15 protein-coding genes and 1 riboswitch are annotated in these 24,333 nt (G+C 67.0%); of the genes, 5 read left to right on the top strand and 10 right to left on the bottom strand.

Annotation, left to right across the window (positions count from 1 at the left end; all coding sequences use genetic code 11):
* Nucleotides 1-14 precede the first annotated feature (14 nt).
* The 10 genes from AC0L58_RS15815 to zwf all read right to left on the bottom strand — a co-directional run bounded on the left by AC0L58_RS15815 (nucleotide 15) and on the right by zwf (nucleotide 15,090).
* On the bottom strand, nucleotides 15-1,241 hold the full coding sequence (locus AC0L58_RS15815; RefSeq protein ID WP_473685096.1) for a catalase family protein: 1,227 nt from the start codon (nucleotides 1,239-1,241) through the stop codon (nucleotides 15-17).
* 11 nt (nucleotides 1,242-1,252) lie between these two features.
* Nucleotides 1,253-2,770, bottom strand: coding sequence for a Dyp-type peroxidase (locus tag AC0L58_RS15810; RefSeq protein ID WP_473685094.1), 1,518 nt, complete (start codon nucleotides 2,768-2,770; stop codon nucleotides 1,253-1,255).
* Nucleotides 2,767-4,065: a hypothetical protein gene (locus AC0L58_RS15805; protein WP_473685092.1), complete on the bottom strand. Its 1,299-nt coding sequence runs from the start codon at nucleotides 4,063-4,065 to the stop codon at nucleotides 2,767-2,769. Before AC0L58_RS15805 ends, AC0L58_RS15810 begins: the two co-directional genes overlap by 4 nt.
* 2 nt (nucleotides 4,066-4,067) lie before the next feature.
* Nucleotides 4,068-4,499, bottom strand: a complete 432-nt coding sequence (locus tag AC0L58_RS15800; protein ID WP_473685090.1) for a hypothetical protein — start codon at nucleotides 4,497-4,499, stop codon at nucleotides 4,068-4,070.
* 43 nt (nucleotides 4,500-4,542) lie between these two features.
* Nucleotides 4,543-6,438 (bottom strand): GMC family oxidoreductase, encoded by a 1,896-nt coding sequence (locus AC0L58_RS15795; protein ID WP_473685088.1) that lies wholly within the window; start codon nucleotides 6,436-6,438, stop codon nucleotides 4,543-4,545.
* 17 nt (nucleotides 6,439-6,455) lie between these two features.
* Nucleotides 6,456-8,978: a hypothetical protein gene (locus tag AC0L58_RS15790; protein ID WP_473685086.1), complete on the bottom strand. Its 2,523-nt coding sequence runs from the start codon at nucleotides 8,976-8,978 to the stop codon at nucleotides 6,456-6,458.
* A gap of 603 nt (nucleotides 8,979-9,581) precedes the next feature.
* Complete coding sequence (locus tag AC0L58_RS15785) at nucleotides 9,582-10,241, bottom strand: bifunctional 4-hydroxy-2-oxoglutarate aldolase/2-dehydro-3-deoxy-phosphogluconate aldolase (RefSeq protein ID WP_473685084.1); 660 nt, start codon at nucleotides 10,239-10,241, stop codon at nucleotides 9,582-9,584.
* Nucleotides 10,242-10,896: 655 nt separating this feature from the next.
* A complete protein-coding gene (edd, locus tag AC0L58_RS15780) occupies nucleotides 10,897-12,723 on the bottom strand; it encodes a phosphogluconate dehydratase (protein WP_473685082.1) in 1,827 nt (608 codons plus the stop codon).
* A gap of 105 nt (nucleotides 12,724-12,828) precedes the next feature.
* The gene (gene pgl, locus AC0L58_RS15775) at nucleotides 12,829-13,542 is read right to left on the bottom strand and encodes a 6-phosphogluconolactonase (protein WP_473685080.1); all 714 of its coding nucleotides are present in this window, start codon (nucleotides 13,540-13,542) and stop codon (nucleotides 12,829-12,831) included.
* 84 nt (nucleotides 13,543-13,626) lie between these two features.
* Nucleotides 13,627-15,090: a glucose-6-phosphate dehydrogenase gene (zwf, locus tag AC0L58_RS15770; protein ID WP_473685078.1), complete on the bottom strand. Its 1,464-nt coding sequence runs from the start codon at nucleotides 15,088-15,090 to the stop codon at nucleotides 13,627-13,629.
* 237 nt (nucleotides 15,091-15,327) lie between these two features.
* Between zwf and AC0L58_RS15765 the strand changes: the two genes are divergently transcribed.
* The 5 genes from AC0L58_RS15765 to AC0L58_RS15745 all read left to right on the top strand — a co-directional run bounded on the left by AC0L58_RS15765 (nucleotide 15,328) and on the right by AC0L58_RS15745 (nucleotide 24,281).
* Nucleotides 15,328-16,080, top strand: a complete 753-nt coding sequence (locus AC0L58_RS15765) for a GntR family transcriptional regulator (protein WP_473685076.1) — start codon at nucleotides 15,328-15,330, stop codon at nucleotides 16,078-16,080.
* 9 nt (nucleotides 16,081-16,089) lie between these two features.
* Nucleotides 16,090-17,121, top strand: coding sequence for an SIS domain-containing protein (locus AC0L58_RS15760; RefSeq protein ID WP_473685074.1), 1,032 nt, complete (start codon nucleotides 16,090-16,092; stop codon nucleotides 17,119-17,121).
* 108 nt (nucleotides 17,122-17,229) lie between these two features.
* The gene (gene nagA, locus AC0L58_RS15755; RefSeq protein ID WP_473685072.1) at nucleotides 17,230-18,369 is read left to right on the top strand and encodes an N-acetylglucosamine-6-phosphate deacetylase; all 1,140 of its coding nucleotides are present in this window, start codon (nucleotides 17,230-17,232) and stop codon (nucleotides 18,367-18,369) included.
* 122 nt (nucleotides 18,370-18,491) lie between these two features.
* A riboswitch (cobalamin riboswitch) is annotated at nucleotides 18,492-18,719 on the top strand.
* A 123-nt stretch (nucleotides 18,720-18,842) separates the two neighbouring features.
* Entirely contained in the window at nucleotides 18,843-20,693 is a 1,851-nt protein-coding gene (btuB, locus tag AC0L58_RS15750; protein WP_473685070.1) for a TonB-dependent vitamin B12 receptor, read from the top strand.
* Nucleotides 20,694-21,098: 405 nt separating this feature from the next.
* Complete coding sequence (locus tag AC0L58_RS15745) at nucleotides 21,099-24,281, top strand: efflux RND transporter permease subunit (protein ID WP_473685068.1); 3,183 nt, start codon at nucleotides 21,099-21,101, stop codon at nucleotides 24,279-24,281.
* Nucleotides 24,282-24,333: the final 52 nt, after the last annotated feature.

The raw sequence follows: 24,333 nt of genomic DNA, 5'->3' as shown, positions 1-24,333 counted from the left end.
ACTCCCGCGGAGACCTAGTCGAACACCTCGTCGCCGGTTGGCTCGTAATGCGGCACCGCATTCATCTGATGCCGCAGGGTGGAGAGGGCCAGGTACATCCGGCGGCGCGCGCGGCTCTGGTTGCCCAGCGGGCGATGCTCGGCGATGCAGTGCCAGGGGTTGTAGGAAAGGCGCTTGGCGAACTCCATCTGCGCCGGTGAATCGAACTTCTGGCGCGCGATGCGCAATGTCGCCACCGAGACGCGGGGCGACAGGCGTTCAGGCCACAGCACGCCGGCGTTCTCGATCGGCATCAGGTGCGGATCGGTCTGCAGCTGCAGGCGAATGTCGAACTCCACCTCGCCCACATCCAGTGCCGCCACCATGGCCTGGCGCAGGTAGTCGTCGGGCGGGCGCAGCGGCAGGCGCGGTATCCGCGTGCGCTGGCGCGTCTTCGGCCAGAACGAATACTGCATCGCCTGGCCTTCGCCCAGCAGGTACGGCACGCAGCTGAAATACGGCGCCTCGAACGGGCTGCTCTGCGTCTTGGTCCACAAGCCCTGCATGATCAGATCGAGCACGTGCGAGCGGTGCAGGTTGAGGAAATAGAAGATCTGCGCGTTTTTCACGCTCTCGATCTGCAGCTGCGCGTTGGCGCGCACGTCCGGCGTCACGAAGGTCGGCGTGGAAACGCCGAACAGGTCCTGGGTGGATTGCTCCTCGGCCATCAGCTTCGGCCCCGGCACGCCGAGCAGCTTGATGGACATGCTCATGAAGCCGACGTCGTCGATGTCCGGCGTGACGTAGGGGCCCGGTCCGGCAAAGCGCACCCACGCGCGGTAGCTGCGCGGTTCGGCGTAGATGCCGTGGCGCAAGGCGGCGGGCAGGCCGTCATGCACGATGAACTCGGCGCGCACGATGCCCTGCGTCTTGGTGTTGCCGCCGCGCTCGAAGCCGCCGGGCTTCCACAGCAGGCGCATCTGTTCATTGAAACTCGCGATGATCGAATCGACGAACTGTTCTTCGTCGGGCAGCGGCCGTTCCTCGGCGATCGCCAGGCCTTCGTCGGGGCGTCGGCGGTTGATCAGGTACGTGGCCAGGCGCGCGATCGGGTCGCGCAGCACGGCGTCGAACGCCGGGCGCAGGAACGGGTCGAAGCGGCGCTGGAACTGGATGAGCCGGGTGGACGCCCGCTGCAGCCCGTTCCGCAGCGCGGAGCCGGTGTTGGGCGGTGGTATCGGGCGACTCGTGTTCGAGTTCATCGCAAGCTCCGTCAGCGCGCCGTGGCCAGGTAACGCAAGGCACGAATGCCAGGCAGGAAGAAGTAGCCGCCGCCGACCACGGTGACGAACTGCGGCAGAGCGGCCACGCACCGGGCAGGCCCGTCGGGTTGCGGTATCGAATAGCCATCGGTGCGCGTTCCATCCGGTGCCGGCAGACGCGGTCCGAGCAGCGGATCGCTTTCGGCGGTCAGTCCGTCGAATTTCGTTCCCGTCATCCACGCGTTCTGCACGAATTCGAACTGGCGGGCGAGGTTGGCGCCCAAGCAGATGAAGTGGATCCCCGCCTCGGCGTCCGGCGGACCAGCCAGCGCTTGCGTCAACGAAGCGGCACCGTATTTGCGACCGCGGCGGAGCAGGCGGTGGAACCGCGTGGAGGCGACCAGGTCCTGCTGCAGCGCTTCGGCGTCGAAGCCCAGGGTGCGGATCAGGCGCGAGACGATGCCGCGCGTGCCCGCCGGCAGGTCGGCGTTGCGCGGATTGGCGCGGCGGATGTGCGCGCCGAGCGGACAGCGCAAACCCTGCGGGTCGGCCTGGTAGTCGAAGGCGTTCAAGTCCGCCTGCGCCGTGGCGGCATCGTCGGCGTGCGTCGGATCGACCAACGGCACGCCCTGCAGGCTGCGGCCGACCATCGCGGCGGCCAGGCGCTCGCGCTTGCCGGGGTCGCCGCCCGCCTCGTCGGCGAGGAACTGCCAGAAACCCTGCACATCCTGCTGCAGCTGGCGCAGCACCAGGTAACTGCCGTTGCGCCCGAGGTCGACCTTGTCGGGCGCATCCTCGGCTCGCGGCAACGCTGCCTGCGCGTCGTCACTGGCGTCGAGCAACGGCCGATCGGTGTAGCCGCCGTACTCGTTGGGGTAGCCAAGCACGAACTCGCCCAGGCAGCTCAGGTTGCTGTAGGCCAACTGGTCTTCATCGCGCACCGGGCGCCGGCGTTGCCAATCGATCTGCGGCTGCGAGATGCCGTCCTTGAAACCGAACGGCTCGCAGTCGATCGCGTTGGCGGTCTCCAGGCCGGCCAGGCGGTCGAAGCCGGCCATGCATTGCTGCTCGATCGTGTGACGCCACGCGTCGAGGTGCCCGGGCAAGGCGTACAGCAACACCAGCACGTGCGGCACGCGCGGCCCGGTTCCCCAATGCCACCGTTCCGGTGCGTTCGCGCCCACATCGCCAAGCCGGCGCGCCTGGTTCGCGTCGCTGCCCATGCCGGACACGAATTCCGGCGCGAAGTCCTCGATGATGTCGTCGGCCAGCCCGAGCGCGCGCAAGCCCTCGCAGCTCAAGGCGACTTGCAGCACCGTGGGTGGCAGCGATTCCGCATCTGCGCCGGGACGCCGCTCGGACTGCGCGGCACTGGTCACCGGTGCGGCCGCCAGCCACGCCCGCGCGGCGTCGCGATCCTTGATCCGCAGCAGCAGGAAGCACGCTTCGGTGTGATGACCGTAGCCCGACCGCAGCAGGCCCTGGATGTCGTCGGGCTCAACGGCATGCGTTGGCATCTGCGTATTCATAGCAACCTCAGCCAGGCCAACGCCTGTGCGTCGCTCATGCGGGCACGCTGCAGGCCTTCGCGAATGCGCTGGTTGCGCTTGAGATCGACCAGGGCTAGCCCGGGATAGGCCTTGTACCAGACCTGGGTCGGCAGCTGATGCCGTCGTTGAAAGCGCTTGAAGTTCTGCTCGAGGCGCGCCCCACCCAGGATCAGCCAGCGCGTGTGTGGCCAGCCGATGCCGTTGCTGAAAAGCAGGTTCAGGCCCCAGCCCACCTTGTTGATGAAGTCGTCCATATAGGCCTGGTGGCCGCCGTCGTAGTTGCTGGCGAACACGACGCGGCGCTTGTCGTCGAGGAAGACCCAGCGCGCGAAGTGGATCGTCTGCACGCGGGCCAGATGTCCGCGCGTGAAGATGTGCCTGCAGGCGTAGCCGACCAGCACCAGCAACACGCTCAGCAAGGTGCGGCGGAACAGCCCGGGCTTCAGCGTGCCGATCGCGGTGTACTGGTTCGACACCTCGTGATCCTCCAGTGCCTGCAGCGCCTGCAGGGCTTCGCGCTGCGGTCGCGGACAGATCTCCGGGTCGCTGGTTTCGCGCGCGCGCAACAGGTAGACGAGCCACGGCAGCAGCACGATCAGCAGCGGCAGCATCAGCAGCCCGACCAGCGGCACCGCCACCAGGTTGACCAGCCAGGCGACGCGCCAGCCAAGCGGCGTGCGCTCGGGCGCGGTCAGCACGAGTCGGCCGGCCTGCTGTTCCTGCTCGACAAAGGTCATCAGGCTACGCCGGGTCGCCTGCACTTCAGCGCCCGAGGCCAGCGGCCTGCGCACCACCCTCGCGCTCAGCGCGCGTTGCAGTGCGCTTTCCTCGCGTATCTGCCGCACGCTGCGGCCGACCCAATTCACATAATTGGCGGCCACCGGCACGTCGTGCGCGCGCATCCAGGCCAGCAGGTCGCCGTTCGCATCGAAGCCCTCGCAGTGCGCAAGCAGGCGGCGCAAGCCGGCCGCCGCGCGCTGCGCCATGTCGGCGAGCAGCAGTGCCGCCGGTCCGTCGCAGTCGCCCATGAAGACGAAGTAAAGCGGCGCGCCGGATGGCGGCAGGCCGTAGGCTTCGACATCGGCAAGCGTGGGGTCGTCGAGCAGCACGAAGCGTGCGAAGTGCAGGCGCTCGAACGCGCCGAACGGCACCAAGGCGTTGTCCGGATCGGCCATGCCCGGCGCCCGGTTCATGGTGTCCAGCAACGCGCGCAAACTGGCCTCGCGGCCCGGCGCCAACGCTGCCACCACCATGAAGCAGGACTGCGGCGTCACGATCAGAACTTCAGGCAGAAGTCGATCAGGCGCTCCTTGCCCCAGTACACCTTGCCCAGGTAGAAGCCGGTGTCGATCAGGCGGATCTCGTCGCGGATCCAGTGCGCGACCAGCGAGGTCGCGGAGTAGTCGAGCACGATGCATTCCTTGCCGTCGAGCCAGCTCGGCCCCTTGTAGACCTTGGCCACGATGGCCTCGACCCGGAAAATGCTGATGCTGTTCTTCAACACGCCCTTGGCGGCGTCGAACACCTTTCCCTGCCAGCCGAAGTGGTTGATGACCTCGGCAATGGTCTCGGAATACTTGGTGCCGGGCGCGATGATCGCGGTGCCCTTGGCCGCGCCATCGGGAATGTCGCCGGCCGGACTGGCGCGAAACAGGTCGTCCAGTTGCGTTTGCGACATGGCCAGCAATTTCGCTACGTCGTACGACATGGCAGTCTCCTTGGCGGTTTCCCGCGGTCAGCAAAACATCACTTCATCCAGGTACGCGTCGCGCCTCGCGCAACATCACTTCCGCCGCTTTCTCGGCCACGGCGTAGACCGCTGCGGCCACGAAAATCCCGGGAATGCGCGGGAACACCGAGGCGTCGACGACCCGCAGGCCGCGCACGCCATGCACCGCGAACGCACTGTCGAGGACGCCGCCTTCGCCGACGGCGCCGATCGGACAGGAACACGAGGCGTGGTGGCCCCAGGCGGTGTTGCGCACGTAGTCGGCCAGGGCCGCGTCGCTCTCGACGTCCGCTCCGGGCGCGCACTCCTCGGCGATCACGCCGCTGGCGATCAGCGGCGCGGTGAGTCGGCGCAGGAACCGGATCGCCCGTACCACGGCCTGCAGGTCGTGGCCTGCGGTGTCGCTGCCTTCCTCGAAGTAGCGGAAGTTCACCAGCGGCGGGTCGCGCGGGTCGGCCGAGCGCAGCCTGACCGTGCCGGCGCGATTGAGCGTGTGCGCCTTCAGCACCGCCCAGGTCAGATAGTCGTGATGCTGCCGGATGACCTTCGAGTAGCCATGCGAGTAGCCCTCGAATCGCGTCGGCAGGGCCATGCAGAAGATGTCGGGTTCGGGCAGGTCGGGTGCCGAGCGGCGGATCAGCGCGATCGCCGCGCCACTGGAGCCGTACATGCCGGCGTCCGGCCTGCGCCAGCGTCGCCATGGTGGAACCTGCGCGCGCGATTCGGTCCAGCGTTGCCACAGCGGATCGTCGCGCTCGAAGCGGGCGCCATCGAGTACCGTCCACGCGCGTTGCATGCGATGGGTGACCGCCACCTCGTAGCGATCCTGCAGGTTGCCGCCGACGCCGGGCAGATCGACCCGCACCGGAATGCCGTGCCCGCGCAGGTGCGCGGCCGGACCGATGCCGGAGAGCATCAGCAACTGCGGCGTGTTGAAGGCGCCACCACACAGGATCACTTCGCGACGCGCGCGCACTTCGCGGCGTTCGCCGGGCGCATCGCTGCAGGCCGGATGCGCACGGTACAGGCGCGCACCCTTGAGGTACTCGACCCCGCTGGCCGCGCCCGCTTTGTCGAAGATCACCCGCGTTGCCAGCGCATCGAGTTCGACATGCAGGAAGTCCCGGTGCGCACTGGCCGCCTGCTGCACCCGCTCACGGGCGCCGGTACGCTGGTGCCCGACGGTGGACAGCGGCGTGTAGCACAGTCCCTCGAAGCTGCCTTGTCCCCAGCTGCGCGCGTTCGGGTCGCCCGGGCGCCGCAGCCAGCGCAGCACGCTGAGCAGCGGCCTGGGCAGGGCATCGACGAAGACGCGCGCGGACTCGACCACCAGCCGCACCATTTCGGTGTCGCCCAGCGCCTCGAGCGGCACCGATTTTTCGGTACGCAACCAACCGTTCCAGCCGTGTCCGGTCGGATCAAGGCCGAGCCAGCGCAGCGCCCGCCATGCGGGGCGGTGGTGACAGGCTTCGACGCGGCGGACATGGCGGCGCATGCGCGAGGCACGCCAGGAACTGTCACCAGTCAGTTGCGCGATGTAATCCCAATCGGAATCGTGCGGTGGCATGAAGATCATCGCGTTGTGCGTGGTGCACCCGCCAAGCGCCGCCGCGCGCGGATAGAACACGCCGCCGCGCGCCGCGTCGTACTTCGGATCGCAGGCCTGCCGATCTTCGTCGGCGTAGTGGCGGACCTCGAAGCTCCAGCTCATCGCGGCGTTCTCGCTGGCGAAGGGATGGAAGCCGGGCACGTCGTAGTCATCCGGCAGGCGTTGCGCTTCCGCCGTGCACGGGTCGCCGCCGGCTTCGAGCAGGAACACGCGCATGCCGGCCTCGGCCAGCCGCGCCGCCAGGGTGCCGCCACCGGCACCCGAGCCAACGATGACGTAGTCCCATGTGAGCTCATCGGTAGGGTCCATGGGGCGGCGGCCGGAGGTCAGAACGTCTTCAGGAACTCGATCAGCGCGCGCTTGTCCGCGTCGCTCAACGCCGGTATCTGGCCGAATGCCTTCTCGTCCGCACTCAGGCCGGCTTGCTGGTTGAACTGCGCCGTGCCGAAGTAGTGGCCGCGATTGACCACGAAGTCCGGGCACTTGCTCAGGCGCAGCATCGGCGCCTTGAGGTTGGCGAAGCGGGCGCGCAATTCCTCGTCGGTGGCGTTTGCCGGGGCCTTGGCCAGGTCCAGCTGGAGCTTGAGCAGCATCTCGCCGGTGTCGTGGACCTGGGCCGCGATCACCGCCGGGTCCGTGCTCTCGGCGCGCAGCTTGAGGTTGGCCAGCAGTCCGACCGGCACGCCCTTCGGGATCGGCCCGATCAGGATGTCGTCGCCATCGCCAACCAGCCACGGCAACCAGCGGTGCAACCGGCCGCGCAGTACCTGCAGCGCCTTGGGCGCGTAACCGGCCGGGATGACGATCTCGCTGCGCTGCGTCGTGCGGTCGATGACACCGGGCACTTTGTCACCGAGCACCGCGTCGTGCTCGCGCTTCTCCGGCCACAGCATTTGTTCGATCGACGCGTCGAACACCTTCATGCGACTGGCCACCGAGGGGTCGCTGGAGAACGGACCGACCGAATTGTTGAGCAGGAACGGTGCCGTAGACCAGAGTGAAATCAGCGAAGGCACGCGCGTGTAGCCGCGCCCTCCCGCCGGCATCGCATAGGGCATCGGTGCGCCGGTGAACGGATCGCTCAGCGTCACCGTGCCGACCGACGGCAGTTGCTTGTACGACTGCGACGAGAAGTTGTCCCAGATGTTGCCGGCCAGCGCATTGGTCGCCAGCGGGCTGCACACGTTGGTACGCAGCAGGGTCACCGGAATGCGTGCGTCGGTGGAAAGATAGTTGCCCTCCAGGAAGTCGTCCGCCTTGACGATGGCGCGCATCTGCGCCTTGTAGTCGTCGCTCTGGGTCCACTTCCACCAGTGCTTGAAGCAATCGAGATAGCCGGCGCCGGCGCACTTGTCCGGATTCAGGCCGAGGTCGGCTGGCGGGCGGGGCGCCTTGCTCGAATGACAACGGGCGCAGGTATCGGCGAACACCTGCTTGCCATGCTCCAGCGTGGCCGCATCGGTGCTCAGGTAGGCGCTGCCACCGGGTGCATCCTTCAGGTGATCCGGCTGCGCGGCCTTCAGGAAGAACAGCGCCGTGTTCGGCGTACCCATCTCGGTGGCTTGCCAATAGCCTGAATTCTTCTGCGCGGTGGCGATCGGGATCGGCGAGATCGTCTTGCCGCCGATGACCGGGTTGAAATGCAGCAACCATTCCTCGCCGAACAGGCCGATGTTGAGGTAGACCCGGTTGAGTGCGCCGAGCAGGCCGACCGAATCGGCGCCGTCCTTCAGGATATGCGGCGTGCGCACCGTGTCCGGCGGACTATAGAACTCGGTCATCGGACCGCTGCTGACGAAGTCGTTGAGCTGCTTGTTGTCGCGCTCGCCGCCGGCAAGTTTTTCGTGCCACAGGCGCTTGCCCACGCCCAGGCGCGACACGAAGTCGTAGAGCGCATTCATCGTGCGCGGGTTGTTGATGTTGTCGGTCGAGACCAGCGAGGTATCCATCGTGCCCGGCCGATAGGTGTGCACCAACTGGTACATGAAATTCGTGCGCCCCTCCGGCTTGTTCGAGTTGAACAGGAACAGGCGGTCGACCCACATGTATTGCGAACCCACCGACGAACTGAGGTTGGCGTATGTCGGATGCTCCGGATCGGCCGGCGGATTCACCGGACTTGGACCGACATGGCAGAACGCACACGACATGCCGACGCGGTACGGGCGGACCAGATCCTTGCGGTTGTAGTAGGAAGGGTCGGTGTAGTAGCGCACCGGATCCCAGGCCTTGGCCGCCTTGGCATCGAAGTCCGGGTTCGGGAACAGGCGCAGGCCGACGATGCCGGTCGCATAGCCGTAGAACGAACCGACCGGTTGCGTGGTGCCGTCGCCCAGCGACTTGCCGCGCGAGCCGACCACGACGCCGGGGTACTTGCGTTCGTTCTCGAACGGATCGGGCGGGCAGTTCTTGCTGCGCACGTCCAGCCACAGGCCGCGACGATCCTTGTCGGGCCCGGTCGGCTTCTCGAAGCAGGGCTCGTTGACCATGCCGAAGCGCGTCCAGCGGTCGTCGCGCGAGTAGCCCAGGCTCGGGTGCGAGCTGATCGACTTCAGCAGGTCGAACGCGCCGAACGTGTAGTCGCTCATGCGGTTCCAGAAGTAGTCGTTGCCGCCACTCCAGACCAGCCACATGTTGCGTCCCTTGATCTCGTCCGGGGTGAGTTTCACCGCGCCGTCCATGTCATGGAAGTAGTCCTCCGACGCCTGCGGAAATGAAGCTCCGTTGCGACCGGCCTGACTGGCTTCATCGAGGACCTTGCCCGGCTCGGGGTGCGGTTGCACGGAGCAGCCCACGGCGAGCAGGCCGGCCAACAGGAAAAGAGCTTTCCGCCCGTGAAAAAGAATCATTGCGACTCTCCTGACTTCCAGTGCCACAGGTGACGATCGTTGTGGAGCGCGCCGCCCGCTCCACGGCGGGCGCATGCCGGCAAGCGAAGCTGGCCCCGCCTTGCCAGTGGAAGGTGCGGCGTCACGACGTCCCGATGCCAGCCAGCCAGCGGGCTTCTTCGTCCCTGCCGGGTTGTGCAACCCCGGGACTTCCTCCCGACCGGACTCGCTGCGCACCAGCGATGCGTGTTGCAGCAAAAAGTGACGGATCGGCCATGTGTCGCTTCGGACTCGCCGAACCACTGGCAAGTGCTGTCGAGGTGTGGAATGGCTCGGTCATGTTCTTCCCCTTCCCGGAGCAAGGAAGCAACCCCCATGCCATTTGCCACGGTGGCCGCAATCGCGTCCGTGCAAAGGATTGGCCCATCGTGCTCACCACGCACCTGGGTCACGGGCGACCCAGTGAATCACCAGGGCGGGTGTGAAATGCCCCAGTCTGAAAGCGTCAAACCACGCAGCAGTCCCCGGTAGCGTCTGACTCGACGACCAGGCCGGCATGGAAACTGCCAGCCGCTCGCGCCACCGACCGGTGGTCGCCTCCGGGCGTGCCGGGAGCGTTGGTTGTTACGGTTGGCGCGTCCTGAGGGCGGCTGCCTCGCGCGCCAGCAGCTCAATGCCGGACCAGTCACCGCTGGCCAGCTTGTCCGCTGGCGTGAGCCATGAGCCACCCACGCACAGTACGTTGGGCAGCGCGAAAAAATCCGCCGCGTTGGTCAGGCTGATCCCGCCGGTGGGGCAGAAACGCACCTGTGGCAGCGGACCGGCCCAGGCGCCCAACAGCTTGTGACCGCCGGCGGGGACCGCGGGAAAGAATTTCAGATGCCGGTAGCCGCGTTCGAGCAGGCTCATCACCTCGCTGGCGGTGGCGGCTCCCGGCAGCAATGGCAACGGGCTTTCGTCGGCGGCATCGAGCAGATATGGCGAGATGCCCGGCGATACCGCGAAGCGGGCGCCGGCTTGCTGCGCCGCATGCAGGTCGGTAGCGCTGAGCACCGTGCCGACGCCGACCGTGGCACCTTCGACTTCGGCGGCGATCGCGCGGATCGCGTCGAGTGCCACCGGCGTGCGCAGGGTCACCTCGATCGCCGGCGCGCCGCCCGCAACCAGTGCGCGTGCCATCGGCACGGCGGATTTCAGGTCGTGGACCACCACCACCGGGATCACCGGCGCCAGGCGCATGGTGGTTTCGATCTGTTGCTGCTTCTGCTCGATCAGGTTGGTCATGACTTGGCTCGATGGTGTTGGTGGTTGGTGTGGAGAAAACGGCAATCGCGGTCGCGCAGGGCGGGCTCTGCCCGCCGGCTTTTCGCGATCCAACGAGAGCGGCGGGCAGAGCCCGCCCTACGTGAGTCGCGCACGGCATGATGGGACGAAGGCGTGATGTCGATTTTCTGCTTTTGCTCGATAAGGTGCGTCATGCGATGGCTCGGTGTGCGTAGTGCAGGCGGCGATCGCCTTGTAGGGCGGGCTCTGCCCGCCGGCTTTTCGCGGTCCAACGAGAGCGGCGGGCGGAGCCCGCCCTACGTGAGTCGCGCACGGCGTGATGGGACGAAGGCGTGATGTCGATTTTCTGCTTTTGCTCGATAAGGTGCGTCATGCGATGGCTCGGTGTGCGTAGTGCAGGCGGCGATCGCCTTCGTAGGGCGGGCTCTGCCCGCCGGTTTTTCGCGGTCCAACGAGAGCGGCGGGCAGAGCCCGCCCTACGTGAGTCGCGCACGGCATGATGGGACGAAGGCGTGATGTCGATTTTCTGCTTGTGCTCGATCAGGTGCGTCATGCGATGGCTCGGTGTGCGTAGTGCAGGCGGCGGTCGCCGTGTAGGGCGGGCTCTGCCCGCCGGCTTTCCACGGTCCAACGAGAGCGGCGGGCGGAGCCCGGCCTACGGCGCCTGCAGTACGCCGGCGCCGAGATCGGCACTGGTCGCGGCCTGGCGGAACAGGCTGAACAATTCGCGCCCCATGCCGCTGTGTTGCGAGGAAAGGTCGATGCTGACCGGTAGGCGCGCGTCCAGTTCGTGCGCTTCCATCAGGACGTCCAGACGGCCATTCACCGCATCCAACCGGATCATGTCGCCATCGCGGATCTTGCCGATATTGCCACCGGCCACGGCTTCCGGGGTGACATGGATCGCGGCCGGCACGCGGCCGGACGCGCCCGACATGCGCCCGTCGGTAAGCAGGGCGATGCGGTGGCCGCGATCCTGCAGCAGGCCGAGCGTGGGCGTGAGCTTGTGCAGCTCGGGCATGCCGTTGGCTTGCGGGCCCTGGAAGCGCACCACGGCGATGAAATCCCGATTCAGCTCGCCACGCTTGTAGGCGCCGGCCACCTCATCCTGGTCATGGAACACGATCGCCGGCGCCTCGATCACCAGCCGATCCTCCGGTACCGAGGACACCTTGATCACGGCGCGGCCAAGGTTGCCATCAAGCATGCGCAAACCGCCGTCGGCGCGGAACGGCTCATCCAGGCTGCGCAGCGTGCCGCGATTGCCGCTCTGTCTGGCCACCGGCGTCCAGTGCAGCGCACCCTCCTCGTCCAGTTGCGGCACCTGCGCGTATCGCTCCAGGCCGGTACCGAGGATGGTCTGTACGTCGCCATGCAGCAGGCCGGCGCCCAGCAGCTGGTCGATCAGGAAGGCCATCCCGCCCGCCTCGTGGAACTGGTTCACGTCGGCATAGCCGTTCGGATAGACGCGGGCCAGCAGCGGGATGGCGCCGGACAGCGCGTCGAAATCATCCCAGCGCAACTGGATGCCGGCGGCTTGCGCGATCGCCACCAGGTGCAACAGGTGATTGGTCGAGCCGCCGGTGGCGTGCAGGCCGATCACGCCGTTGATGATGGCGCGCTCGTCGATGATGTGGCCGACCGGCAGATAGTGCTCGCCCAGCGCGCTGTTGGCAGCGACGCGGCGCACCACTTCGGCGGTGAGCGCATCGCGCAGCGGTGTGTCCGGCGCGGTGAAGCTGGCGCCGGGCAGGTGCAGGCCCATGATCTCCATCAGCATCTGGTTGGAGTTGGCGGTGCCGTAGAAGGTGCAGGTGCCCGGGGCGTGATACGAGGCGGCTTCGGCTTCGAGCAATTCCTCCTTGCTCGCCTTGCCGTCGGCAAAGGCCTGGCGCACCTTGGACTTCTGCTCGTTGGGAATGCCGCTGGGCATCGGGCCGGAGGGCACGAAGGCGCCGGGCAGGTGGCCGAAGCTCAGCGCGGCGATCAGCAGGCCGGGCACGATCTTGTCGCAGATGCCCAGGTACAGCGCGCCGTCGAACATGTCGTGCGACAAGGCCACCGCGGTGGCCATCGCGATCAGGTCGCGCGAGAACAGCGACAGCTGCATGCCGGCGCGGCCCTGGGTGATGCCGTCGCACATCGCGGGCACGCCGCCGGCGACCTGGGCGGTGAAGCCGCTGTCACGCGCGATCTGGCGGATGAATGCCGGGTAGCGCTCATACGGCTGATGCGCGGAAAGCATGTCGTTGTAGGCCGTGACGATCGCCAGGTTGGCGCGATGGCCGCTGCGCAAGGCCTGTTTGTCTTCCGTGCCGCAGGCGGCAAAGCCGTGCGCGAGGTTGCCGCAGGAAAGATGCCCCCGCTGCGGTCCGCTGCGATCCACCGCGTCGATGCGCCTGAGATACGCCGCGCGTGTGTCGCGGCTGCGCTCACGCAGGCGCTCAGTGACTTCGGCGATGACGGGGTGCAGCTTGGTCATGATTCAGGTCCGGGAGTGAGTGGAGAGGAGTGAGAAGTGAGAGGAGGCGGAAGTGGTCAATGCATTGCTCTCACTTGTCACTTCTCGTTCCTCGCTTCTCGCTTTTCACGGGCACCAGTAGACCGCCACTGGCACACGTTGCTGGGTGAGTACGGCGCGTACCGGGTAGTCGCGGGCGGCGCCGAGGCCGAGGCGGGCGTCGGCGAGCACGTCACGCTTCTTCTCGCCGGAAACCAGCAGGTACAAGGCGCGGGTTTCGAGCAGGGTCGGCAAGGTCAGGGTGATGCGTGGCTCGCCCGCGTCGGGTGCCTGCATCGGCAGCACGCGTGCGCGCCCGTCCAGGTCCAGTGCGTCAGCCAGATGGTCGCCGCCGGGGAAGAACGAGGCGGTGTGGCCGTCCTCGCCCATGCCCAGGATCACCGCGTCGAAGGGCAGCGGCAGCGCGTCGATGCGCGCTTCGGCTTTGGCCAGCCCGGCTTCTGGCGTGGCATCGCCCGTGTACAGGGGGACGAGCTGTGCACCGGCAGCGGCGTGTTGCAGCAGGTGCGATTGCACCAGTCGCGCGTTCGAGCGTTCGTCGCTGTCCGGAACCCAGCGTTCGTCGACCAGGGTTACCTGCACCTTCGACCAGTCGAGCTTCTCGCGCGAAAGGCGGGCGAAGAAGTCCTTCGGCGTGCTGCCGCCGGATACGGCCAGCACGGCGTGGCCGCGCTCGTCCACGGCGCGGCGCAAACGCTCGGCGACGCGCTCGGCCAGCGTCGCGGCCTGGGCCTGGCAATCGGTGAAGCTGTGGGTGGTGACGTTCAGCGGTTCGGTCATGGGGAGAGCGACATGAGGAGTAGGGCCGACCAGTCTGCTGCAGCGGGTGCAAGCAGCGGGTGAACTGCGGGTAATGGGGACGTATCACTCACTGTCGTCGTGCCAGGTGCGGCCGTCACGTTCGATCAGCGCGACGGAGGCGCTGGGTCCCCAGCTGCCCGCGGTATAGGGCCGTGGCGTCTCGCCGCTGGCCGCCCAGGCAGCCAGGATCGGACCGGCCCAGCGCCATGCCGCCTCGACCTCGTCGCGGCGCATGAACAGGGTGGGATTGCCGCGCACCACGTCGAGCAGCAGACGTTCGTAGGCATCGGGTTGCTGCACGCCAAAGGCCTCGGCGAAGCTCATGTCCAGCGGCACGTGGCGCAGGCGCAGGCCGCCGGGACCGGGGTGCTTGATGGTCAGCCACAACTTCACGCCTTCGTCCGGCTGCAGTCGCAGCACCAGCCGGTTCTGCGCCAGGGTGCCGGAGGCGCTGTCGAACATCGAGTGCGGCACCGGCTTGAAGGTCACCACGATCTCCGACACACGGTCGGGCAGGCGCTTGCCGGTGCGCAGATAGAACGGCACGCCGGCCCAGCGCCAGTTGGCGATTTCCGCCTTCAGCGCGACGAAGGTTTCGGTGTTGGACTTGGCGTCGCCCAGTTCATCCTGGTAGCCGGGCACCTGCTCGCCTTCGGCCACGCCGGCACGGTATTGGCCGCGCACGGTGAGCGCACCGACGTTGCCGTCGTCGATCGGCTTGAGCGCGTTGAGCACTTTCAGCTTCTCGTCGCGCACCGCGTCCGGCTCCAGCGATGCGGGCGGCTCCATCGCCACCATGCACAGCAGCTGCAGCATGTGGTTCTGTACCATGTCGCGCAGCGCGCCGGCATGGTCGTAGTAACCGGCCCGGTGGCCCACGCCCACGGTTTCGGCGACGGTGATCTGCACATGGTCGATGTGCGCCGAGTTCCACAACGGCTCGAACAAGGCGTTGCCGAAGCGCAGCACCAGCAGGTTCTGCACGGTCTCCTTGCCGAGGTAGTGGTCGATGCGGAAGGTCTGCGACTCGCTGAAGACCTTGCCGACGGCGTCGTTGATGCGGTTGGCGCTTTCCAGGTCGCGGCCGATCGGCTTTTCCATCACCACGCGCGAGCGCCCCTCGTTCAGGCCACGCTCGCCCAGGTGCCGGCACAGGTCGACGAACAGCTCGGGCGAGGTGGAGAGGTAGAACACGCGCACGTGGTCCGGCTCGGCCTGCATCAGTGCGGCGAAATCGTCCCAGCCGTCATCCTTGCGTGCGTCGAGCGGACGATAGAACACCTGCGTGAGGAATTGATCGAGCTTGTCGGCATCGCAGATCTTCACCAGCGCCTGGCGCAGATGGGCGCGGTAGCCGGCGTCGTCCAGCGCTTCGCGGGCGACGCCGACGATGCGGCTGCTGGCCGGAATCTGGCCGTCGAGAAAACGGTGGAACATGGCCGGCAGCAGCTTGCGCACGGCGAGATCGCCGGTGCCGCCGAAGATGACGAGGTCGAACGGTTCGACCGATTGCAGGGAAGCTGTCACGCGATTACCTCGGCACGTTGCGCATAGTCGGGCCGGCGATGGGCAGTGACCGTCTGGCGGCTGCTGCGCCGGCTGAGCGTCGAGCATACCAGTGAAAGACCAGCAAGACTACCACCCTGCATACGAATTCATTGTGTCCTGCCAATAGTATCGAAAGTAACGTTTGACGCGGGCTTTCGCCCCGTTCCTCCTGAATCGACTTGCGGCCGGTGGATAGCTATTGGTATGGTGCGCGACATGGAAACCGCCCTGACCTCGGAATACCGCCGGCTCTGCCAAGACCCGGCCAGCCACCAGCCGCTGGCTTATCTGCGCTTGCGCCAGGCGATCCGCAACGTGGTGCAGCAACGCGATGTGGAACCGGGCCATGCACTGCCCAGCGAGCGCGACCTGTCGCAGGCGTTGAAGCTGTCGCGGGTGACCGTGCGCAAGGCCATCGCCGGCCTGGTCGAGGAAGGCATGCTGACCCAGCGCCACGGCGCCGGCACCTTCATTGCCGAGCGCATCGTCAAGCCGATGTCGCGCTTGACCAGCTTCACCGAGGATTTGCGCGAGCGCGGGCTGCACCCGCGTTCGGAATTTTTCGAGCGGGTGATCGGTGAGGTCACGCCGGAGGAATCGATGGCGATGAACCTGTCGCCCGGTTCGCTGGTGGTGCGCCTGCACCGCCTGCGCTATGGCCAGGACGAGCCGCTGGCGATCGAACGCAGCGTGGTTCCGGCCAGCGTGCTGCCCGATCCGATGCTGGTGCACGACTCGCTGTACGAAGCGCTGGAAAAGCTCGGTTGCCGACCGCGCCGCGCCTTGCAGCGCTTGCGCGCGATGTCGCTCAACGCGCAGCAGGCGCGCCTGCTCCACGTGGCGGTCGGCAGTGCCGGGCTCAACATCGAACGGCGCAGTTTTCTGGACGACGGCCGCGTGGTCGAGTTCACTACCTCCTGGTACCGCGGCGACATCTATGACTTTGTCGCCGAATTGCACACCGACTGAAGGACGAGCATGACGCCCAGCCACACCCTGATGTTCAGCGAAGCCCACGAATCGGCCGAGGTGGTGGCGCGCCAGTTCGCCGCCAATGAAGCCGTGGTCAGCGCATTGGCCGAGTCTCTGCGCGCCGAGCCGCCGCGCTTCATCGTCACCTGCGCGCGCGGCAGCTCCGATCACGCAGCCGCCTATGCCAAGTACGTGTTTGAAACCCGGCTGGGCATCGTCACCGCGTCCGCTTCGCCATCGGTGACGTCGGTTTACGCCGCCGAGCAGCGCTGGCAGGGCGCGTTGTTCATCGCGATTTCGCAATCGGGCAAGAGCCCGGATCTGCTGCGCAATGCGCAGGCGGCCAGGATCGCCGGCGCGCGCGTGGTGGCGCTGGTCAATGTGGAGGATTCGCCGTTGGCCGAGCTGGCCGACACCGTGATCCCGCTCCATGCCGGGTCCGAACGCAGCGTGGCGGCCACCAAGAGTTACATCGCCGCGCTGGCGGCGGTATTGCACCTGTGCGCGCGCTGGTCCGGCGACGCCGAACTGGCCGCCGCGCTGCGCGCCTTGCCCGATGCCTTGCGTGCCGGTTGGGACGCGGACTGGTCGTCGCTGAGCGCAGGACTCGTCGGTGCGCACAACCTGTTCGTGGTCGGTCGTGGTTTCGGTCTCGGCATCGCGCTGGAGGCCGCGCTCAAGTTCAAGGAAACCTGTGGTCTGCACGCCGAGGCGTTCAGCGCGGCCGAGGTCAAGCATGGCCCGATGGCTCTGGTCGGGTCGGGGTTTCCGGTGCTGTGCTTCGCCCAGGACGACTACACGCTGGACGGCACTTTGGCTGTGGCACGTGAATTCCGCGAACGCGGCGCGCAAGTGTTCGTGGCTGCGCCCGGCCTGCAAGGCGCCGGCACGCTGCCGGTACCCGCAGGGCTTCCCGCCATGTGCACGCCGCTGCTGATCATCCAGAGTTTCTACCGCGCGGCCAGCGACCTGGCCCTGCGCCGCGGTTTCAATCCCGACGTGCCGCCGCATCTGAACAAGGTCACCGAGACGGTTTGAGCGGGACGTGGGGCGGGCGCCGCCCGCCGCGCTTCACCCCATCGCGATGCAGATTCAGGAGCCGGCGGGCCGAGCCCGCCCTACGCGTCGCCTTCAACGGAGTCCTTCATGCTTCACGCACTTGCCAATGCCCGCACGCTCACCGATGACGGCTGGCGCGACGACCTCGCCGTCGTGCTTGATGGTGAGCGCATCGCGGCATTGGTGCCGCGCTCCGACCCGAGCTTGCGCGACATGCCACTGCAGGATCTCGGCGGCGCGATGCTGTTGCCCGGTTTCATCGACGTGCAGGTCAACGGTGGCGGTGGCGTGTTGTTCAACGAGGCGCCGACGGTGGAGACGATCCGCCGGATCGGCGCCGCGCATCGGCGTTATGGCACCACCGGTTTCCTGCCGACCTTGATCAGCGACGATCTCGACGTGATGCGCGCCGCGCTGGCGGCGGTGAAGCAGGCGCTGATCGAGGGCGTGCCCGGTCTGCTCGGCATTCATCTGGAAGGGCCATACCTCGCCGCCGCACGCAAGGGCGTGCACGACGCGAAATACTTTCACGTGCCGGGCAGCGAGGAGCTGGCCCTGCTGTGCGCGCCGCACCGCGGCGTACGCCTGATCACGCTGGCGCCGGACCAGGTGCCAGTGCAAAGCATCCGCATGCTCGCCGATGCCGGCGTGATCGTCTGTGCCGGCCATACCGCGGCCGACTACGAGACCACGCGCGCGGCGCTTCGCGCAGGAGTACGCGGCTTCACCCATCTGTTCAACGCGATGACCCCGTTCGGCAGTCGTGAACCCGGAGTGGTCGGGGCCGCGCTGGAAGATCCGGACAGCTGGTGCGGCATCATCGTCGACGGCCACCACGTACACCCGGCCAGCCTGCGCGTGGCGATCGCGGCGAAGGCGCGCGGCAAGATGCTGCTGGTCACCGACGCGATGCCACCGGTCGGCGCCGATTCGCCCGAATACGTGCTCAACGGCGAAACCATCATTGCGAGGGACGGCGTATGCCAGACCGCGCAGGGCGTGCTGGCGGGCTCGGCGCTGGACATGGCCGGCGCCGTGCGCAACAGCGTGCAGCTGCTCGGCTTGCCGCTGGACGAGGCGGTGCGCATGGCCAGCACGTATCCGGCCGAGTTCCTCGGGCTCGGTGCCAGCCATGGCCGCATCGCGGCGGGTGCTCGTGCCGATCTGGTGCTCGTGGATGACAGCTGTCGGGTGTTGCAGAGCTGGATTGCCGGCACGGCTGATTGAATTGCGGTAGCGCACCATGTGCGCGGACGGCGTGCGCAGTCCACCTGACGCATGCGGCAAAAGCATTCGCGCACAGGGTGCGCTCCTACAGTGATCGCGTTTGCCCAAACGGCCCATCGCGGCTACAGTGCGCGGGTTCAGGTGTCCCGACGGCCTCGTGCCGAAGGGATGAAACGGGAAGCCGGTGCGCGGTGCTCATCACCGCAATGCCGGCGCTGCCCCCGCAACGGTAAGCGAGAGAACGGACGGCGAATGCCACTGTGCGATGCACGGGAAGGCGCTGTTCCAGGCGAGCGGATCACCGCACGCCACTCGTGAGCCCGGAGACCGGCCTGGATGCATTCTGGTGGCTCGCGGTGGGCGAGGCCGAACCACGGCCTGTCTGTCCGTCGTTCCGTCTTCTTCCCCCTTGCCGGTTGCCAGCCCATTGATCGATGGTGCCGTGCGCGGGTGTGCGGCAAAAGGAAGAAAACATGAAGAAGTCTTTGCTGGCGGTGGCGCTGCTTGCCTGCGCCACGGGTGCGCAAGGCGCCGACCAGAACGATGCCACGACACTCAACCCGGTGGTGGTCACTGCGACGCGGACGCCGGTGACGATCGAGGATTCACTGTCGTCGGTGAGCGTGATCACCCGCGCCGACATCGAACGGCTGCAGCCGGTGTCGGTGTCTGACCTGCTGGTCGGTCTGCCGGGGGTCAGCCTGGCCCGGACCGGCGGCATCGGCCAGCCGACCTCGCTGTTCCTGCGCGGCACCAATTCCTCGCACACGCTGGTGCTGGTCGATGGCGTGCGTATCGGTTCGGTCGGCAACGGGCTGGCCGCGTTCGAACAGCTGCCGGTGGAGCAGATCGAGCGGATCGAGATCGTGCGCGGGCCGCGCTCGAGCCTGTACGGCGCCGACGCGATCGGCGGCGTGATCCAGATTTTCACCCGGCATGGTTCGCGCGACGGTGGCCTCGTGCCGTCGTTAAGCCTCACCGGTGGCAGCGACCATCTGTTGCGCGGGCAGGCCGGTCTGTCCGGCGGCAGTGAACATGGCTGGTACAACGCCAGCGTGGGCGCGCAGTACACGCGCGGCATCAATGCCTGCCGAGTCGGCGCGGGCCAGGTCTTCGCGGGCTGCTATGCCGACGAGCCCGACCGCGACGCCTACCGCAACAAGAACCTGGTGCTCAACGGCGGCTACCGCTGGGACAACGGTGCACAGATCACCGCCAACTGGCTGCGCAGCCTGGGCGAGGTCCATTTCGACGGCAGCTACCAGAACCGCAGTCGCACGGTGCAGCAAACGGCCGGCTCGGCCTTCAGCATCAACCCGCTGACGGCGTGGAAGAGCACGCTCGGCGTGGGCCAGAACCTCGACCGCTACGACAACTACAAGAACCAGGCTTTCACCGGCTACATCTATTCGCGGCGCAACCAGGCCTCGTGGCAGAACGACATCAGCGTGGCGCAGAACCAGTTGCTGACCGTGGGCGTCGACTGGCAGGGCGAGCACATCGACAGCGACACCGGCTTTCTGGCCAACCGCCGCCATGACACCGGCACGTTCGCCCAGTACCAGGCCACCTTCGGTCAGCACGAGATCGCGCTGTCCGCGCGTCGCGACCACAACAGCCAGTACGGAAGCCACGACACCGGCGCGCTGGCCTGGGGCTACCACTTCGATGACGGCCTCAAGCTCACCGCCAGCTATGGGAGTGCCTTCCACGCGCCCACCTTCAATGACCTGTACTTCCCCTACGGCAGCGGCAATCCGGACCTGAAACCGGAGAAGTCGCGCAGTGCCGAACTCGGCCTGAGCCAGCAAAGCGGCCGGTGGCACTGGGCGCTGAATGCCTACCAGACGCGCATCGACCAGCTGATTTCGCTGGACAGCCACTACTTCCCGATGAATATCAGCAAGGCACGCATCCGCGGCGTGGAGGGCCAGCTCGGCGTGGACCTCGGCGGCTGGAAGCTGCAGGGCTACCTGACCTGGCTGCAGCCACGCAACGATGACGGTGGGCCGAACGATGGCAAGGTGTTGCCGCGTCGCGCCGAACACACCGCGCGAGTCGACCTGGACCGCCGCTTCGGTGCCTTCGGCCTCGGTGCCACGGTGCAGGCGGCGGGTCGCAGTTACGACGATGCGGCGAATACGCATCCGCTCGGTGGTTATTCGACCACGGACCTGCGCGCCAGTTGGCAGTTTGCGCCGACGTGGCAGATCGAGGCGCGCGTGGCCAACCTGTTCGACCGCGGCTACGAGACCGTCTGGTACTTCAACCAGCCTGGCCGCAGCCTGTTCCTGACCCTGCGCTACCACCCGACCACGCACTGAGCCGTTCCCTCCCGCGCCGATCAGGGAAGGCGGCGCCGACACCCCACGGACCGGCCACGGATGCAACACGAACAAGGACGTTCACCCTGCCGTCATGGATGAGGAGTGAGGAGTGAGAAGCGAGAGAAGACTGATCGGGAACGAGCAGGCGTTTCGGCTCCCGTAGGGCGGGCTCCGCCCGCCGCTCTTGTTCCCTGCATTCAGGAGACCCCGACCAAGAGCCACGCTCACCACGGCCACCCCGGACGACAGGCACATGCCCTGCCGCACGAATCCGGGCAACCATGACGGGGTGAGTCACCGACCCCACGCTTCCGGCATTTCCGTCCTGTCTTCGCTGCCTGCCGCCCGGCCCTGCCCGCGGTCTTGCCGCTGCCGTTATGCTTGGCAATCAGGGAGAGCCAAGTGAACGTATTCGCACCGATGATCCGCCGCCCGGTCGGCACCTCGCTGCTTGCCATCGGGTTGATGATTGCGGGCCTGTGGGCGTACCTGCTGATCGGGGTGGCCGCATTTCCCTCGATCGAATTCCCCGGCGTGGCGGTGGTGGCGCAGATGCCCGGCGCCAGCGCGCAGACCATGGCCACCACGGTGATGTCGCCGCTGGAGCGTCACATCGGTCGCATCCCGGGCGTGCAGTTCATGTTCTCCCGTGCCAGCGAGGGTCAGGCGCAGATCCAGGTGCTGTTCGACTACGGCCGTTCGACCGATGACGCAGCGCGGGACGTGCAGGCCGCGATCAATGCCGCCGCCACCGACCTGCCGCCGGGCATGCCCGCGCCGCCGCAATACTTCAAGTTCGACACCTCCAAGGTGCCGGTATTGCTGGTGACGCTGACCTCCACCAGCCTGCCGCCGGACAAGCTCTACGACCTCACCGACACCTTGCTGAAGCCCGCCGTGGCGCAGATACCCGGCGTAGCCCAGGTGCAGGTGGGCGGTGGCACGCCACACGCGGTGCGCATCGCGCTCAATGCCAACGCGCTGGCCATCAAGGGCATCACCACCAACCAGGTGGCCAACGCGCTGCGCGCCGCGAATGTCACTTCGCCGCAGGGCACCTTGAGCAACGGCAAGACCCAGATGACGGTGACCGCCAACGACGCGTTGCACACGCCGGCGGATTTCGCCTCGCTGGTGATCGCCAGCCGCAACGGTGTGCCGGTGCGGCTGTCGGACGTGGCCACGGTCACCAGCGGCCAGCAGGACAAGTACGCCGCGGCGTGGTTCAACGGTACGCGCGCGGTGACCATGCAGATCAGCAAACGCCCCGATGCCAACGCGATCGCCACCGTCAAGGCAATCCGCGCCGCCTTGCCCGCGCTCAGCGCGGTGTTGCCCGCCGATGTGCAGATCACGCCGATCTTCGATCTCACTCCGACCACCGAATCGGCGCTGCACGAGGTCGAGGTGGCGCTTGGCATGAGCATCGTGATGGTGGCGCTGGTGATGCTGCTGTTCCTGCGTCGGCTCACCCCGACCCTGATCGCGATGCTCAGCGTGCCCCTGTCGCTGGCGGGCGCGCTGATCCTGATGTGGATGCTCGGCTTCACCCTGAACATCTTTTCGCTGGTGGCGCTGGTGTTGTGCGTGGGCTTCGTGGTGGACGATGCGATCGTGGTGATCGAGAACATCGTGCGTCACATCGAACGCGGCATGGCGCCGCTGCAGGCGGCGCTGACCGGCGTGCGCGAGATCGGCTTCACCGTGGTCTCGATCACGCTGTCGCTGATTGCCGTGTTCGGGCCGATGGTGTTCGGCGACAACATGTTCACCATGCTGATGCGCGAGTTCGCGGTGACCCTGGTCGCCACCATCGTGATCTCCGCGGTGGTGTCGCTGACGCTGACGCCGGCGCTTTGCGGACGCACGCTCAGGCACGAGCCGGAGGGCACGCGCACGCCGGGGCGGGTGGAACGCTGGGCCGAGCGCTTCGATGGCTGGCTGCTGAGCCTGTATGAGCGCTCGCTCGACTGGGCCATGCACCATCGCCGGGTGATGCGCTGGCAGCCGGCGATCCTGCTGGTGATGACGGGCGTGCTGGCAGTGCTGGTGGGCATGACCGCGGGCGGCGGCCTGATGCCGAAGGAAGACACCGGCCTGATGCAGGTGCGGATCAGCGCGGGTCCGAACATTTCGCCGACCCGGCTGACCGCGCGCACGCGCGAAGTGGCGGCGGTATTCCAGGCCGACCCGGCCGTGCTCGATGTCTCCACCATCGTGGGCGGCGGCAACGGCTCGAACCTGTTCGTCGACCTCAAGCCACTGGGTGACAAACCGGGCGATCGCCACGTCGAGGTGCAGAAGGTGGTCGATCGACTGGCCGAGCATTTCAAGAACGTCAGCGATCTCGACGTCTCGATCTCGGCCGTGCAGTTCTTCGGCGGTGGTGGTGGCGGTGGTGGTGGCAGCGGCGTCGGCCGGTTTTCGTTCCAGCTCGACAGCATCGACGGCACGCCGCTGCAGGAGCCCACCCTGCGACTCGAACACGTGATGCGGGGGATGAAGGAATTCACCGATGTCACCAGCAGCTTCGACGACATCGGCACGCAGCAGATGGTGCAGGTCGACCGCAATGCCGCGGCGCGCCTGCATGTGACCATGGGGGCAATCGACTCCGCCCTGTACAACGCGTTCGGGCAGAGTCAGGTGTCCACGATCTACTCCGACATCAACCAGTATCGCGTGGTGCTCACCACCGACCATGGTGACACGCTGAATCCGCAGGGCCTGCTCGGCACCTATGTGCGCAGCAGTCAGGGCAAGATGATTCCGCTCTCGGCACTGGCGAAGATCCAGCCGCACCTGGCGCCGGCCAGCGTGAGCCACTTCAACCAACTGGAATCGTCCTCGCTCAATTACAACCTCGCCAAGGGAATTACCCCGGCCAACGGATTGCAGCTGGTCGACCAGGCGATCTTCAAGGCCAACCTGCCTTCCGGCGTGCACCGCAAGTACACCGGCGAGAACAAGAACCTGCTCGACGCATTGAACAACGCCTTGTTGATGCTGCTGACCGTGATCCTGGTGATGTACGTGGTGCTGGGCGTGCTGTACGAAAGCCTGATCCACCCGCTGACCATCCTCTCGACCCTGCCGGCGGCGGGCATGGGCGCGTTCCTGGCGATGCTGGTCACGCAGACCCAGCTGACCCTGATGTCGATCATCGCCGTGCTGATGCTGATCGGCATCGTCAAGAAGAACGCGATCCTGATGGTCGACTTCGCCCTCGTCGCCGAACGCGAGCGTGGCTTGTCGCCGCCGGAGGCGATCCGCGAAGCGGCACTGGTGCGCTTCCGTCCGATCACCATGACCACGCTGGTGGCGATGGGCGCCGCGCTGCCGCTGGCGATCGGCTTCGGCTACGGTTCCGAGTTGCGCCAGCCGCTGGGCATCGCGATCCTCGGTGGCCTGCTGGTGTCGCAGCTGCTGACCCTGCTGAGCACGCCGGCGATCTACCTGTGGCAGCACGACTATCGGGTACGCAAGGCCGAGAGGCAAAAGTTGCGTGCCGAGATACGGCGCCAGCAAACGCTGCCGCCGCAGTTACCTGGGGTTCCCAAGGGCATGCCCGCGTTGCCGAAATAGCGCGTACCTGAGCTGTAGGAGCGCACCCTGTGCGCGATGCTTTTGATCTCGT

Source organism: Rhodanobacter sp. G2-10, assembly GCF_055809185.1.
The sequence above is the reverse complement of the archived record's forward strand: the minus strand, read 5'-3'. Positions and strand labels throughout refer to the sequence as shown.

Coding starts and splice junctions, on each gene's coding strand:
- AC0L58_RS15815 (WP_473685096.1), bottom strand. CDS start 1,241: ATGAACTCGAACACGAGTCGCCCGATACCACCGCCCAACACCGGCTCC.
- pgl (WP_473685080.1), bottom strand. CDS start 13,542: ATGACCGAACCGCTGAACGTCACCACCCACAGCTTCACCGATTGCCAG.
- nagA (WP_473685072.1), top strand. CDS start 17,230: ATGCTTCACGCACTTGCCAATGCCCGCACGCTCACCGATGACGGCTGG.
- AC0L58_RS15790 (WP_473685086.1), bottom strand. CDS start 8,978: ATGATTCTTTTTCACGGGCGGAAAGCTCTTTTCCTGTTGGCCGGCCTG.
- AC0L58_RS15785 (WP_473685084.1), bottom strand. CDS start 10,241: ATGACCAACCTGATCGAGCAGAAGCAGCAACAGATCGAAACCACCATG.
- AC0L58_RS15800 (WP_473685090.1), bottom strand. CDS start 4,499: ATGTCGTACGACGTAGCGAAATTGCTGGCCATGTCGCAAACGCAACTG.
- AC0L58_RS15765 (WP_473685076.1), top strand. CDS start 15,328: ATGGAAACCGCCCTGACCTCGGAATACCGCCGGCTCTGCCAAGACCCG.
- edd (WP_473685082.1), bottom strand. CDS start 12,723: ATGACCAAGCTGCACCCCGTCATCGCCGAAGTCACTGAGCGCCTGCGT.
- AC0L58_RS15760 (WP_473685074.1), top strand. CDS start 16,090: ATGACGCCCAGCCACACCCTGATGTTCAGCGAAGCCCACGAATCGGCC.
- AC0L58_RS15810 (WP_473685094.1), bottom strand. CDS start 2,770: ATGAATACGCAGATGCCAACGCATGCCGTTGAGCCCGACGACATCCAG.
- btuB (WP_473685070.1), top strand. CDS start 18,843: ATGAAGAAGTCTTTGCTGGCGGTGGCGCTGCTTGCCTGCGCCACGGGT.
- AC0L58_RS15795 (WP_473685088.1), bottom strand. CDS start 6,438: ATGGACCCTACCGATGAGCTCACATGGGACTACGTCATCGTTGGCTCG.